Annotated in this window: 16 protein-coding genes; 8 read left to right on the top strand and 8 right to left on the bottom strand. The window is 71.0% G+C overall.

From position 1 onward, the window contains the following. Window positions 1–6 precede the first annotated feature (6 nt). The 5 genes from ACFC96_RS38395 to ACFC96_RS38415 all read left to right on the top strand — a co-directional run bounded on the left by ACFC96_RS38395 (window position 7) and on the right by ACFC96_RS38415 (window position 5,541). Window positions 7–855, top strand: coding sequence for a fumarylacetoacetate hydrolase family protein (locus ACFC96_RS38395; protein WP_376616865.1), 849 nt, complete (start codon window positions 7–9; stop codon window positions 853–855). A 115-nt stretch (window positions 856–970) separates the two neighbouring features. Next, on the top strand, window positions 971–1,606 hold the full coding sequence (locus ACFC96_RS38400; protein ID WP_340456805.1) for a TetR family transcriptional regulator: 636 nt from the start codon (window positions 971–973) through the stop codon (window positions 1,604–1,606). A gap of 151 nt (window positions 1,607–1,757) precedes the next feature. Next, window positions 1,758–3,215 carry an APC family permease gene (locus ACFC96_RS38405; RefSeq protein ID WP_376260960.1) on the top strand — a complete coding sequence of 486 codons (1,458 nt, stop codon included), beginning with the start codon at window positions 1,758–1,760 and terminating at the stop codon, window positions 3,213–3,215. Window positions 3,216–3,328: 113 nt separating this feature from the next. Beyond that, window positions 3,329–4,819, top strand: a complete 1,491-nt coding sequence (locus tag ACFC96_RS38410) for an aldehyde dehydrogenase (RefSeq protein WP_376616867.1) — start codon at window positions 3,329–3,331, stop codon at window positions 4,817–4,819. Next, window positions 4,816–5,541, top strand: a complete 726-nt coding sequence (locus tag ACFC96_RS38415; RefSeq protein ID WP_340456802.1) for a gamma-glutamyl-gamma-aminobutyrate hydrolase family protein — start codon at window positions 4,816–4,818, stop codon at window positions 5,539–5,541. The genes ACFC96_RS38410 and ACFC96_RS38415 overlap by 4 nt, the downstream gene beginning before the upstream one ends. Before the next feature lie 18 nt (window positions 5,542–5,559). On the opposite strand, the gene ACFC96_RS38420 is transcribed toward ACFC96_RS38415, so the two are convergent. From ACFC96_RS38420 to ACFC96_RS38450, 7 genes are all read right to left on the bottom strand, one after another. Then, window positions 5,560–6,132 (bottom strand): MarR family winged helix-turn-helix transcriptional regulator, encoded by a 573-nt coding sequence (locus tag ACFC96_RS38420; protein WP_227299457.1) that lies wholly within the window; start codon window positions 6,130–6,132, stop codon window positions 5,560–5,562. Between the two features lie 111 nt (window positions 6,133–6,243). Beyond that, on the bottom strand, window positions 6,244–7,113 hold the full coding sequence (locus ACFC96_RS38425; protein ID WP_376616869.1) for an Ada metal-binding domain-containing protein: 870 nt from the start codon (window positions 7,111–7,113) through the stop codon (window positions 6,244–6,246). After that, window positions 7,110–7,841 carry a 2OG-Fe(II) oxygenase gene (locus ACFC96_RS38430; RefSeq protein ID WP_376616871.1) on the bottom strand — a complete coding sequence of 244 codons (732 nt, stop codon included), beginning with the start codon at window positions 7,839–7,841 and terminating at the stop codon, window positions 7,110–7,112. Before ACFC96_RS38430 ends, ACFC96_RS38425 begins: the two co-directional genes overlap by 4 nt. 108 nt (window positions 7,842–7,949) lie before the next feature. Then, entirely contained in the window at window positions 7,950–8,456 is a 507-nt protein-coding gene (locus tag ACFC96_RS38435; RefSeq protein WP_376616873.1) for a methylated-DNA--[protein]-cysteine S-methyltransferase, read from the bottom strand. Window positions 8,457–8,601: 145 nt separating this feature from the next. Then, the gene (locus tag ACFC96_RS38440; protein WP_376616875.1) at window positions 8,602–9,396 is read right to left on the bottom strand and encodes a 2OG-Fe(II) oxygenase; all 795 of its coding nucleotides are present in this window, start codon (window positions 9,394–9,396) and stop codon (window positions 8,602–8,604) included. A gap of 243 nt (window positions 9,397–9,639) precedes the next feature. After that, entirely contained in the window at window positions 9,640–10,293 is a 654-nt protein-coding gene (locus ACFC96_RS38445) for a maleylpyruvate isomerase N-terminal domain-containing protein (RefSeq protein WP_376616877.1), read from the bottom strand. Window positions 10,294–10,408: 115 nt separating this feature from the next. Beyond that, window positions 10,409–10,990 carry a hypothetical protein gene (locus ACFC96_RS38450; RefSeq protein ID WP_376616879.1) on the bottom strand — a complete coding sequence of 194 codons (582 nt, stop codon included), beginning with the start codon at window positions 10,988–10,990 and terminating at the stop codon, window positions 10,409–10,411. 438 nt (window positions 10,991–11,428) lie between these two features. Between ACFC96_RS38450 and ACFC96_RS38455 the strand changes: the two genes are divergently transcribed. Next, window positions 11,429–12,313, top strand: a complete 885-nt coding sequence (locus ACFC96_RS38455) for a serine hydrolase (RefSeq protein ID WP_376616881.1) — start codon at window positions 11,429–11,431, stop codon at window positions 12,311–12,313. 41 nt (window positions 12,314–12,354) lie between these two features. Here the strand turns inward: ACFC96_RS38455 and ACFC96_RS38460 are convergent, their stop codons facing one another. Then, complete coding sequence (locus ACFC96_RS38460) at window positions 12,355–12,705, bottom strand: hypothetical protein (protein ID WP_340456792.1); 351 nt, start codon at window positions 12,703–12,705, stop codon at window positions 12,355–12,357. A 132-nt stretch (window positions 12,706–12,837) separates the two neighbouring features. On the opposite strand from ACFC96_RS38460, the gene ACFC96_RS38465 reads away from it, so the two are divergent. Beyond that, on the top strand, window positions 12,838–13,185 hold the full coding sequence (locus tag ACFC96_RS38465; protein ID WP_376616883.1) for a DUF6191 domain-containing protein: 348 nt from the start codon (window positions 12,838–12,840) through the stop codon (window positions 13,183–13,185). A 68-nt stretch (window positions 13,186–13,253) separates the two neighbouring features. Then, window positions 13,254–13,730: a carboxymuconolactone decarboxylase family protein gene (locus ACFC96_RS38470; RefSeq protein ID WP_340456790.1), complete on the top strand. Its 477-nt coding sequence runs from the start codon at window positions 13,254–13,256 to the stop codon at window positions 13,728–13,730. Window positions 13,731–13,860: the final 130 nt, after the last annotated feature.

The raw sequence follows: 13,860 nt of genomic DNA on the forward strand, positions 1-13,860 counted from the left end.
CCCCTCATGCCCGAGTACCGCCGCATCCTCCTGGACGGCGCGGCCGTCCAGGTCCTCCGCGAGGACGACGAACTGGTCGCCGGCGACGGCCGCCGCGTCAAGATCGAGGACGCCCAGCACCTTCCCCCGGTCGTCCCCTCGAAGGTCGTCGCCGTCCATCTCAACCACCGCAGCCGCGTCGACGAGTTCCAGATCGAACTCACACCCACCCCGACGTACTTCCACAAGCCCACCTCGGCCCTCAACTCCCACAAGGGCGCCATCGTGCGGCCCGAGGGCTGCAGGTGGCTCAACTACGAGGGCGAGGTCGCCATCGTGATCGGCAGGACGGCGCGCAACATCTCGCCGGCCGAGGCGGGGGAGTACATCGCGGGCTACACGGTCGCCAACGACTACGGCCTGCACGACTTCCGGGACACCGACGCCGGCTCCATGCTGCGGGTGAAGGGCTCCGACACCCTGTGCCCGCTCGGCCCGGGCCTGGTCACCGACTGGGACTTCCACGACAAGTACCTGCGCACCTACGTCAACGGAGAGGTGGTGCAGGACGGCTCGACCGCGGAGATGGAGTGGGACATGCACTACCTCGTGGCCGACATCGCCCGCACCATCACGCTGTACCCCGGCGACGTACTGCTGTCCGGCACACCGGCCAACTCCCGTCCCGTGCAGCCCGGTGACGTCGTCGAGGTGGAGGTGGAAGGGCTGGGGCGGCTGACCAACCACATCGTCACCGGCCCCACCGCGATCCGCTCCGACGTGGGGGCCCAGCCCACCGAGTCCGAGGAAGTCCTGTCCACCGCGCTGGGCGGCGACTGGGAGTTCCGCGGCGTCCGCCCGCCCCGCCGGGGCTGACGGATCACGAACCGCGCCGTGCCGGGCCGGCCTCCGAAGCCGCCCGGCACGGCGCCCCGAGCGCGGTGCTGCGCGATGGACCGGCAGCCACCGCGGGCTAGGTAGGGTCCCTGACGTGACCGAATCCGCCGAAGCGCCAGAACAGAAGAAGAGCCGAAGCCCGCGAGGCGGGGCGCGCAAACGGCTGGACTACGGAGCGGGCCGTGACGCGCTCCTGAGCGCGGCCGTGCGGGTGGTGGCCCGCGGTGGCCTGCGCAGACTGACCTACCGCGCCGTCGCGGAGGAGGCCGGTGTCACCCACGGTCTGGTCGTGCACCACTTCGGTTCCCGCGACGCCCTCATCGAGGCGGCGCTGGCCCACACGGTGCACACCAGCCTGCACACCAGCGCCATGGAGTCCGGCACCGGCAGGACCGCGGACTTCTCGGCGGGGCTGTCGGAGATGGTCGCCGCCAACCCGGACCTGCAGGCGTTCCAGTACGAGCTGATGCTGGAGTCCCGGCGCAGGCCGGAGCTGCTGCCGCCGCTGCGCACCCTGTACGACGAGTACTTCGACGCGGCCCAGCGCGAGTTGAACCGCATGCTTCCGAAGGATGCGAGCCCGGCGCTCATGCGGCTCGTCTTCGCCGCGCTGGACGGCCTCGTCCTGCACCAGCTGGTACTGGGCGAGCCGGAGATGACCGAGGCCGCTCTGGAGGAGCTGAGGTCCCTGCTGCGCGGGCTCGGGGCCGACTCCGCAGAAGACGCCTGACCCTTCGCCCCCACGAGTTCGAGGGACGGGCGGAGCCCGACCGGGAACATCCCGCAGGGCCTTGCCAAACGCCGGGTCCCATCCGACTATGGGGCAACTCGTTTGGCCTGAAACGAATCGCCCCTCCCCTCATCCCCGGCAGGTGATCCGCGTGGACAGTCAGACGGTCGCAAGGCAACAGACCGTGCAGGCCCCGCCCACAGCAGGCAAGCTCAAGTCCAACGCCCTCGGCGTCGTGGGCATCCTCTTCTTCGTCCTCTCCGCGCAGGCGCCGCTGACCGGCATCGCAGGCGCCCTCCCCATCTCCGTCGGCCTCGGCAACGGCGCGGGCGCCCCGGCCGGATACGCCGTCGCCGGGGCCGTGATCTTCCTCTTCTCGGTCGGCTTCGTCGCCATGGGCCGCCACGTCGTCGACGCGGGCGCCTTCTACACATACATAGGCAGGGGCCTGGGCCGGACCACGGGCACCGGCAGCGCAGGTGTCGCGCTCTTCGCCTACTGCACGATCCAGGCCGCCATGTACGGGCTCTACGGGTCCATCGTGAGCGGGCTGGTGGCGCAGTACACGGGCCTCGACGCGCCGTGGTGGGTCTGGGCGGTGGTCACGATGGTGATCGTGCAGGTGCTCGGCGCCGCGGGCATCGAGATGGGCGCCAAGGTGCTCGCGGTCTTCGTCCTCGCCGAGTTCAGCATCCTGCTCGTCTTCGCGCTGGTCACCCTCATCAAGGGCGGCGGCCCGGAAGGGCTCGGCTTCGCCCGGAGTTTCTCGCCGAAGGCCGCGCTGCAAGGGGCACCGGGGGTGGCGCTGATGTTCGCGGTGGCGTCGATGTTCGGCTTCGAGGCGACCGCGATCTACGGCGAGGAGGCACGCGAGCCCAAGAAGACCGTTCCGCGCGCCACGTACCTGTCCGTCGCCGTCGTCACCGGCTTCTTCGCGTTCACCTCCTGGATGCTCGTCTCCGCGTACGGCGCCTCGCACGCCACCGCGGCCGCGGGCAAGGCGCTGGCGGGCGGCGACGGCGTGGTGTTCGTCCTCTCACCGGTCGCGGACCTGTTCGGCGGCTGGGCTGGAGACCTCCTGCCTGTCCTGCTCGCCACCTCGCTCTTCGCCGGCATCCTCGCCTTCCACAACTCCGCCAACCGCTACCTCTTCTCGCTCGGCCGCGAAGGGGTGCTCCCGCGCAGGCTCTGTACGCTCAACCGGCGCCACTCGCCCTGGGCCGCCGGTACGGTGCAGACCGCGCTCGCGCTGCTCCTCGTCGTGCCGTTCGCGCTGCTCGGCAAGGACCCAGTGCTGAGCCTCTTCTCCTGGTTCAGCGGCGTGGCCGTCCTCGCGATGATGCTGCTGTACTTCCTGACGTCGGTCTCCGTGATCGTCTTCTTCCGCCGTGAACGCCTCGACACCCGCCCCTGGAACACGCTGATCGCCCCGGCCCTGGGCGCGCTCGGAATCGGGGGCGCGATCTGGGTGATCCTGGCCAACTTCACGACGCTCATCGGCGGTTCGGCCCGGACGGCGACCTGGCTCGTGCTGAGCGTCCCGGCCGTCCTCGTGCTGAGCGCCGTCTCGGCCCGGGCCGTCCGAGCGCGGCCGGGCGCGACGGCCTGACTCCGTCCGTTCCCTCTCGGGGTGCGCCCGGCGCACACGTCACCGGCGCACCCCGACCCGCGGACCCGTTTCCATTTGACCTCAAACGTATTCAGTGAGCCGGAGGCCACACCATGCTGGAACGCACCCACGACGAGTGGCTGAGCCGCGCCAAGGAGCTGGACCTGTCCGGCTTCCACCACATCGACGGCGCCGACGAACCGGGCGGCGGCGCTACCTACGCGGCCGTGTCACCCCGTGATGGACAGGTCCTCGCACAGGTCGCGGACGGTGGCGCGGCCGAGGCCGACGCCGCGGTGGCCGCCGCGCGCCGCGCCTTCGACGCCGGTCCATGGCCCCGCCTCGCCCCCGCCGACCGCGGCCGCGCCCTGCTCAGCCTGGCCGACCTGCTGGAGGAACGGCGCGATCGCCTCGCTCTCACGGTGAGCCTGGAGATGGGCAAACCCATCACGGACGCCTACGACATCGAGCTGCGTGCCGCCGTCAACACCTTCCGCTTCTACGGGCAGCTGGCCGACAAGCTCACCGACGAGTCCCCGCACACCGCGCCCGACGCACTCGCCCTCGTCACCCGCGAGCCGGCCGGAGTCGTCGGCGCGGTCGTCCCGTGGAACTTCCCCCTGACCATCGCCTCCTGGAAGGTCGCCCCGGCGCTCGCGGCCGGCTGCACGGTCGTCCTCAAGCCCTCCGAGAACTCACCCCTGTCGGCGCTGCAACTGGGGCGGCTGGCCACCGAGGCGGGCCTGCCCCCCGGCGTCCTGAACGTCGTCACCGGCGACGGCCCCACCGCCGGGCGCGCCATCGGACTGCACCCGGACGTCGACGTCCTCGCCTTCACGGGGTCGACGGCCGTCGGACGGCACTTCCTGCGCTACGCCGCGGACTCCAACCTCAAGCGGGTCTGGCTCGAACTGGGCGGCAAGTCACCCAACATCATCCTGCCCGACGCCCCCGACCTGGAGAAGGCGGCCGCGACCGCGGCCTGGGGCATCTTCTTCAACCAGGGCGAGATGTGCACCGCACCCTCCCGCCTCCTCGTCCACACCTCGGTCGCCGAACGTGTCACGGAGGCGATCGTGCGACGGGCGGGCGAACTGCGTGTCGGGGACCCCCTCGACCCCGCCACCGAGATGGGCGCCCTGGTCGGCGAGGCCCACCTCGGCCGCGTACTCGACCACATCGACACGGGCACGAGCGAGGGAGCGCGACTGCGCACCGGCGGTGCCCGCACCCTGACCGACACCGGCGGCAGCTTCCTGCAGCCCACCGTCTTCGACGCGGTGAACCCGGGGATGCGGCTCGCCCGGGAAGAGATCTTCGGCCCCGTCCTGTCGGTCCTCACCTTCGACGACCTCGACGAGGCCGTCGCCCTGGCCAACGCCACCGAGTACGGACTCGCCGCCGGGCTGTGGACCTCCGACCTGTCCACCGCTCACCGGGTCTCCCGCGCCCTCAAGGCCGGAACGGTGTGGGTCAACTGCTACGAGGAGGGCGATCTCACCGTGCCCTTCGGCGGCATGAAGCAGTCCGGCAACGGCCGGGACAAGTCCGCCCACGCACTCGAGAAGTACACCGAACTCAAGACCACCTGGATCCAGCTGTGACGCCCCGGCCCCTCATCGCCGTACCGGCCCGCTTCGCCGCCTCCACCTCGGCCCTTCGGTACGCCGCGGAGGTCAACGCCCGCGCCCTGATCGAGGCGGTCTGGAACGCCGGCGGGGAACCGGTCACCCTCCACCCGCACGCACCCGGCGGAACCGCCGACCCCGGCGAGGTGGCCGCCCGGCTGGCCCGCTTCGACGGACTGCTGCTGCCGGGCGGCGGCGACATCGCACCGCACCGTTACGGAGCCGCCGCCGCACACGCCAGCGTCTACGACGTCGACGACACCCAGGACGCCTTCGATCTCGAACTCGCCCGCCAGGCCCTGGACGCCGCGATACCGCTGCTCGCGATCTGCCGGGGACTCCAGGTGGTCAACACCGCGCTCGGCGGCACGCTGCACCAGGACATGGGCGGCCCCGAACGCGAGCACCGGCACGTCGTGCACCCGGTGACGATCGAGCGCCTCTCGTTGCTCGAACAGGCCACCGGGACCGAGAAGGTGGACGCGTCCTGCTACCACCACCAGCGGGTGGACCGGCTCGGCGCCGGACTACAGGTCGCCGCCCGCGCCGTCGACGGAACGGTGGAAGCGCTCGAACTCCCGCGAGCGCGCGCCTGGTTCACCGCCGTGCAGTGGCATCCGGAGGACACGGCACACGAGGACGGCGCACAGCGAGGCATCTTCGACGCCCTGGTCCGGGCGGCGCGCGCCCACGGCTGACACTTCCCGCGGCGCCGGTCAGGCCTTGGGCCGGCGTCCGCTGCGGCGGGGGGCGGGCTCGGCGCCGTCCAGGAGGGCGAGCCGGCGCTCCTCGCCGTGCTCCTCGACCTGGAGCACCACCCTGCGCAGGCCGTCCGCGACGCTGCGGCACTCCTCGTCGCTGAGCTGCCCGGCGACGAAGGCCTCCTCCTCGTTGAACTTCGGGAACACCCGTCGCATCAGCTCCTCGCCCTCGTCGGTGAGGCTGAGCAGCACGAGCCGCCCGTCGCTCGGGTGCCCGGCACGCCGCACCAGGCGCCGCGCCTCCAGCGTGCGGGAGACCCCGGTGAGGGTGCCCTTGGAGATACCGGCCTCCTCGGCCACGTGACGGGTCTCGGACTCACCCCAGACCCAGATCACCCAGAGCACGACGAACGAGGTCCAGGTGAGGTCGGCCTCACGCAGGACGGAGTTCTCCAGGTGCTGACGGACGGCCGAGGCGGCCCGGTAGATGTTGGCCACCACCGCCATCTGTTCATGGCGGACCGGCATTCCGCCGAGCTTCGCCTCCGCCAGCTTCTCGGCTTCGGTGATGGATCGTTGGCCTGGCACGAGCACACTCCTTCGGCGTCACCACAGCGCGTTCCGAGCAGGGTATCGTTCGGGGCCAAATTGTACGAAGTGCTGAGGTTTCCGTCTCGCCGAGACGTGCTGTGAGTGCCGTCATGAGGCCGAGCCGGCGGTGTCGTAGGCGGTCACCCAGCTGCGGTGCACCTCCCATGTGCCGCCGTCGGCTGTGGCTCCGCGCAGGCCGTGCATGGTGTCCGGGCCGGTGAGGGCCGGGAGACGTGAGTCGCTGAGGGAGGCGAACGCGTAGGTGCGGGACGGGTCCCAGTCGGTGGAGTGGCGCAGGCGGCGGGCCAGTTGGGCGAAGCCGAGCGGGGCCGCGGCCACCACCCATGCGTCGGGGAGTGCGGTCGTGAGCCGGGTGGCCGGTCGCAGCCAGGAGGCCGCGCTCTCGGGCCAGTTGACGATCGTGAGCACTCTGCCGCCCCGCGCTGTCCACGCGGTGGCGAACGCGTCGGCGGCCGCACGGGACGCCGCGTCACGGCTGTGCCCCACGGCGACGGTCTCGATCGGCGACTTCGCGGGCGTCAACAGACCTACGAGTGCGCCGAGTTCGGCTGCGGTGTGCGGGGAGGGCCGGGGCAGGTCGCCGTACGCGGCCAGATCCGTGGGACTGATCAGGGGTGAGCGGGACGACTCCCGGTCGGAGACGTTGTGCATGGCGTGGTGGGTGCTTTCTCGGTCGGCTCTCCAGCGGGCGTATTCCTCGGGCAGGCAGACCGCGCACGGCCGGAATCCGGCCGCGACGGCGGTGGCCTCGTACGGGAAGAACACCCGGTGCTTCGCGTACGGGCCCCGGGAGACGGCGCGCAGCGCGGACGGGCAGTCCAGGCGCCCGTAGAGGCGCCCGCGGCGGTGCCCGCCGAGCGTTCCCGGGGTCGTGCTCGAACAGGGTGCGCCGTGCCTGTCGAGCAGTGTGTAGGTGCGTCCGGGCCCGACCGGGGCGGGTGGGCCGTCGGGGTTCATGCCGCGTCGTGGAAGACGAGCCCGAGGGCGTGCCGCTGCCCGGTGCGCACGGTACTCACGCCGTGCCGCATGGGGGCGTTGGACCAGCCGCGCTTCGAGGCGACGGGCCGGTCGCGTGTGGTGAAGACCAGTCCGTGGCCCTGGGGCAGAGTGGTGGACGATCCCCTCGACTGTGCGCGGGCGCGCTGCTCGGTCATCAGGAACTCGCCGCCGGTGAAGTCGGTTCCCGGTACGTCGAGTCCGATGACGACCTGGAGCGGGAAGAGCATGTCGCCGAACACGTCGCGGTGCAGCGCGTTCCAGTCGCCGGGCCCGTACCTCAGCAGAATCTGGGCCGAGCGGTCCTGCCCCGCCGCGTGGCACATCTCGATCCACTCGTCGAGCGAGTCGGGCCAAGGCGCGGGTTTGCCGAGTCTGTCGGCCCAGTCCCGGGCGACGGGCAGCAGCTTCGGGTAGAACGCCTCCCGCAACTCACGGACGAGATCGGGCAGTTCATGGGTGAAATAGCGGTACTGCCCGGAGCCGAAGCGATGGCGAGCCATGTCCACGGTGGTGCGGAACCGTGCGGTGTCGTCGTAGAGGTCCGCGATCCGGCGGCACTCCTCGGGCGTGAGGAGGCGGCCGGTAGGGGCGTTTCCGTAGGTGTCGAGCTCGTCGGCCAGGGCGCCCCACTCCTCGTGGGCGACGCGGTCCGCGACCGGGCCCGACGGGCGCGTGGTGTCCAGCATGGTGTGGATCCTTGGGTCGGTGGTGGTGTCACCCCGGCTCGGACGGTGCGGGTGCCCATCGGAGCCGGGGGAGTCGCGGGAGTCGGGGGCGTTCGGGAGGTCTCACGTTCAGGCGGTCCGGCGAGCGCTCTCCAGGTCCAGGAGCTGCCGCTTGCGCTCCAGGCCACCCGCGTAACCGGTGAGGGCCCCGGCGGCGCCGATCACGCGGTGGCAGGGGCGTACGACGAGCAGCGGGTTCGCGCCGATCGCCGAAGCCACGGCGCGGACGGCGGCCTTCGGGGCGCCGATGTGCGCGGCGACGCCGCCGTAGGTCAGGGTGCAGCCGTAGGGGATGGCTTCCAGTGCCTTCCACACCCGGCGCTGGAACTCCGAGCCGCCGCCGGTGTACTCGAGGTCGAAGTGTGTGAGCCTGCCGTCGAAGTACGAGCGCAGCTGCGCGGTGATCTCGGCGAACGCGTCCGCGTCCGCAGCCCAGTCGTCCTGGACGACGGCGCCGTTCTTCCGGCCCGGTACGGTCAGCGCGGCGAGCGCGGTGCCGCCCTTCGCGGTGGCCGACTCCTCGCCCACGAGCAGCAGTTCACCCAGCGGGCTGTTGAGCGTCGTGTAGACGGTCATGGGTCCGTTCCTTCCAGGTCTCCTCGTGCAGTGGTGTCCTGATGCCAACCCTGCGCCTTATGTGCCGCTATGTCTGGCGGGATTCGGACATCACACTGACGGAGGTCGGTGCCTCGTTGTGAGAGGCGGCGGTGGGAGCGGGCGGTCAGCGGGCGTTGTGGAAGATGAGGCCGAGGGTGTGGCGGTGTCCGGACTCGACGGCGTTCGTACCGTGCCGCACGGGGTGACGGCGGAACCCCTGCTTGCCGCGTACCGGACGGTGCCGTACCGGGAAGATCATTCCCTGGCCGAGCTGCGGCTTGACCACCATGGCGCGGGACTGGGAGCGGGGGCGCTGCTCGACGAACACGTTCTCGCCGCCCGTGAAGTCATCGCCTGGCTGGTTGAGCATGACGGCGATCTGCAGAGGGAAGACGATGTCGCCGTAGATGTCCTGGTGTAGGCAGGCGTAGTCGCCCTCGCCGTACTGCAGGATCAGCGGCGTGGGGCGATTCTGGCCGTTGTCCGCGCACTCGTCGATCAGCTCGTCCAGCGTGCCGGGGAAGGTGCGCTCGCCGAGTTGAGGCGCCCACTGGTTGGCCATCCACGTCATCGGCGGGTAGAGCCGCTCGCGAAGGGTCCGGACGAGCGGTACGGCGGAGGGATCGGCGTAGTACTTGTACGTGCCGCGGCCGAACTGGTACCGCTGCATGACCACGGTGGACCGGAACAGCCCGGGTTCCTCGAACGTGTCGATGATCTCCTGGCACTGTTCACGGGAGAGCAGTGGCGGGGTGACGGCGACGCCTTCCTCGTTCAACCGCCCGTACAGATCTGCCCAGTTGAGTTCGCTGAGTGCCGGGATTGCCGCGCTGTGCGGAATGCGGGGCGGTGCGCCGGCCGTCGCGTGGTCGCTGAAGAGTGTGTCCGGGGCGGGGGCGTGCTGGTTCGGCTGGTTCAAGGCAGGGGGTCTCTCGCGCGGCGTTACGGGGCGGGCCGGTGGTGCTGCCCCGCCGAGTGCGACCGAGGCGTCACGGTACGACGTGTGGCGCAGCGGGGCGGGCACCTTCGGCGTGACCGATACTCGCTGCCCGTGTGAGCGAACGCTGGCGGCATTCGGACGTCGCGTTGGCGCGGGGCCATGTCTGCCCGGAGGGTGTTGCGCGCCGCCGAACCCGGTCGGGCAGGCCCGGCGACCGCTCGCTCAGCCGATGGGGAGCGGGAGCCGCGCGGCGAATTCTCCCAGCGCGGCCTTCTCGGCGTCGGTCGGCGAGCGGCGTCCGGTGCCGACCAGCAGCGCGTCCGTGTCGGAGAACGAGGCGGGGAACGGGGTCCCGGCGATCTGCTCCAGCGTCGCGCGAACCGCCGCGAGGGCCTCGGCGGGCGGCTCGGCGGCCGTCGGCCGGTGCGCGATCAGGTCGAGGTGGTGCAAGGTCCATTCGAGGACGTACGCGGACAGGAAGTCGCCGACGGTCAGGACCTCGTCGCGTGTGCTGACGCGGGCGGCGGGATCGGCGAGTCGGGCGGCGCGCCCCGCCGCGGAACCGACGTCGTCGAAGTGGAACTTGAGCCACCGAGGCACGCCGTAGGCGGCGGCCAGCCGGGGGATCAGCGCGTCGAGCGGGTCCTCCCCGGTCGGGGGTTCGACGATTCCCCAGTACGTGACCGCGTCCACGGTCGGTTCGGTGTCCGCCGGCGTGACCAAGGTGATCAGGACGTCCTGGGCGCCGATGACCAGGTGGCACACGAGATCCCGCACGAGCCAGCCCGCACAGCCGGAGGGCCGCTCGAAGTCCTCGTCCGGGACTTCGGCGACGGCGGTGCGCAATGCTGTCCAGGAGCGTGAGAAGAGATCCACCGCCGCAAGGTAATGCGGTCGGGTGAGGGCGGACAAGCGTATGCGGACGGGTCGGTGCGTGTCGCCTCGTACGGGCGCCGAGTCGGCGGCCTGTTCAACCACCCATGCGCGTCGGTCAGTTCGACCGCTTATGCGAGTACGGGGTGTTCGGTCGCGCGCACGCCACGCTCTGGTCGTCCGCCGCCACGAGCAGGGTGAGGGTGGCCGCGGGCCGCTCGATGAGGACCAGTTCATGGAAGTCGATGTGGATGGGGCCGTAGTCGTGGAGGGCGTCCTCGGGAAGCTCGCCCAGTACGTACCGGCTGGTCGCCGTGCGGATCGGGGCGTAGGGGTGCTCCACGAGCCGCGCTTCGAGTTCCTGCGGCACGTCGCCGTGCCGGGCGGCCCAGGTGCGGATGAGGTCGGTTGCCGTGACGGCGTCGACTGCCTGGTAGGCGCCGGGGGTGACGTGCTCGAGCCACCATCGACCGTGCCGCGGCCAGTCCTGGACCCCCGCGCCGTCGTACGTGTCCCGGAACTGCGGGTGTGCGATCAGGGCGGCCAGGAGGGCTCGGTCGTCCGCGTCCGGTACGTCCGTCGGGAGGCCGAAGCGCTTGGTGTCGATCCAGCGGTACCCGTGGGAGCCCGCGCCGAAGTCGAAGTCCCGGAAGGTGACGAAGGAGCTGTCGAGATGGTGGAGAGCCGCCGCGGGGTGCATGTCGATCATCGTGGGAGGCCCGGCGTCACCACGCCCCTGACCGGCCACGTCACCCTTCGTCGGCCTCCCGCCCGCCGAGCCGATCGCCGCTTTGGCGACAAATGCGGCAATGAACAACATCACACATCGCCAAAACGCCCATAGCTGACATATCGACTCACGTTCTGCCCAGCCGGCTCCTTCGTCCCTGTAGCGTCGCCGTTGTTCGGGATCCGGGCCGCTCATCCGGCGGCCGACCGCCCGGTGGCGCGAGGAAGCGCCGCACGACGAGTGCAACGGGCGGACCCTTCCGACGATGCGCCTGAAGCCCCGGTGCGAGGCATCGGCCGAAGCCCCGACCGCGTCGCGGGACGTCGACCTCGCCGCCGACAGTGAGCACCACCCGCCGATGCGACCGCCGACACAGAGCAGGACGGAACCTCCATGCCGGGAACACGCATGCCGCTGACGCGACGCGCGAAGCAGGGACTGGCCGCGGCCCTCGCCGCCGGCTCGGTGCTCACCGCGTTCGCTGTCACCGCCCCCGCCGAGGCGGGCACGAGCAGTGCCGGTACGAATGTCGAAGGCTCCCCGGTGACGTGCACCTCGCACCGGCCCGGACTGGCGGACCGCCTGGAGCGGGACATAGCCACCGCGCTCCACGGACACGGCAAGGCCTCGGCGCTCGCGCTCTACGACCGGAACACGGCCACCTCGTGCACGTTCCGCGCGAGCACGGCCTTCGACTCGGCGAGCGTCGTCAAGGTCACGATCCTCGGCGCGCTGCTGCGCCAGGTCGAGGAGCAGCACCGTCACCTCACCTCACGCGAGGTCGACCTGACCACGGCGATGATCACCAAGTCGGACAACGCCGCCACGAACGCCCTCTGGCACCAGCTGGGCCACGCCGGCATCCAGCACTTCCTCGACCTGGCCGGGATGCGGGACACGGTGCCCGGCCCGAAGCGCACGTGGGGTCGTACGCAGATCACGGCCGGCGACCAGGTGACGCTCCTCCGCCTGCTGACCTCGGACAACCCCGTGCTCGGCGAGCGCTCCCGGGCCTATGCCCTGCGGCTGATGAACCGGGTCGTCCCGGATCAGCGCTGGGGGACGCCGGCCGGCGCGCCGGGCACGGCGACCGTTCACGTCAAGAACGGCTGGCTGCCGCTGTCGACCAACGGCTGGCGCGTGCACAGTGTCGGCGTGTTCACCGGCGGTGGTCACGACTACGGGATGGCCGTGCTCTCCCACGGCAACCGCACGATGGAGAACGGCGTCACGATCGTCGAGGGCGTGGCCCGTGCCATCAACCGCGACCTGAACCTGCCGAAGGCCGCCTAACGGCTTCTCGCCCGGCCCGCTGCTTCCGAGGCCGGCCGGCCTCACATCCGGCGAAGCGCCGCCTCGACGCTGTCGCCGCCCTTCGTGTTGAACGCGATCGCGGCCTGGGGTGCATGGAGGCGGATCAGGTTCATGATCTCCTCGAGGAGCGGAAGTAGCTGTTCCGTCTTGCGGATCCCACCGCCGACGACCACCACGTCCCACGGGCGCTCCGTCAGCGCCGCAACGAGGACGGACTCGGCGGAATCGTCGAACACGACCAGCGCCATGGCCGCATCGATGCCGTGCTCGCCGAACCGGTCCAACTCCTCGTCGAGACCCTTGCGAAGGGCTCCCGCGTCGACGCCGGGGATTGCCTCGGGGTCGTAACCAACAACAAGTGCAGAGGGCATAGGGCCAAGCTACCGGGATCGCCGCGACGCGGTACCCGGGCCGGACATGCAGACTCCCTGTCGGGGCGCCGAGGGCGGTTTCCCGCGACCGGCGCCCGGGCCTGGAAAAGGGCGCCGTGGATACTTTGCGTCATGGGACTCGTCGTCTTCATGACTCTGCCGGGTCTGGCCATCCTGCTGACGGTCGTGGCCTTCGCCGACCAGCTGGTTCTGCGGGCCGGACGCGCGGGGCTGCTGCCGTGGCGGAACAGCGTGCGGCAGGGCCAGATCTCGGCGACCGGGTTCGAGCAGCTCCACGCGAGTTTTTCTCCGGGCAAGCAGAGTGAGCTGAAGGAGCGGCAGTCGGCCTTGATCCTGCGGGACGACGACGAGGACGGGGCGCCACCGAACCGGACCACGGTGGATCTGGAGCGCGGGACCGTGGTCGTGCGCCTGCCGCGAGCCGACCGGCAGAGAACATGTGGCGCGCGTCACATCTGAACTCGTCACATCGTGCCGATCCGCTCCGTCAGAGGGATGTAACCACCGGCACGAACCAGGAGCTCGCCATGACAGAAGCCCGCCTGAACCTCTTCGCCAACCCCGTCGGGGCCAAGGTCCTGAAGCACATCAACTCGGGCGGCAAGGTGGTGACGGACTCGACGCTTCCGGCTGCCACACAGGAGCTGGTGAAGATCCGCGCCAGCCAGATCAACGGCTGCGGTTTCTGCACCGACATGCACACCAAGGACGCCACGGCGGCGGGGGAGGACCAGACGCGCCTCAACCTTGTCGCGGCGTGGCGCGAGGCGAAGGTGTTCAGCGATGCCGAGCGCGCCGCCTTGGAGCTGACCGAGCAGGGCACCCGTATCGCCGACGCGAGTGGCGGTGTCTCGGACGAGGCCTGGGCGAACGCTGCCAAGCACTACGACGAGGACCAGCTCACCGCGCTGGTGTCCCTCATCGCTCTGATCAACGCCTACAACCGCGTGAACGTCCTCGTTCAGCAGCCCGCCGGCGACTACCAGCCCGGACAGTTCGGGTAACCGGCACCGGCGCGGGGGGCCCGGGCCCCCCGGGGCCCCCCGCCGCCCCGTGCGCGCGGGGGGGGTTGGGGGCGGGGGTGCCGCGGGTGCTGGGGGGGGGGTTGGGACGTGACGCTCGGGGGGGGGATGG

This window comes from Streptomyces sp. NPDC055955, from assembly GCF_042270245.1.
Lineage (GTDB): Bacteria > Actinomycetota > Actinomycetes > Streptomycetales > Streptomycetaceae > Streptomyces.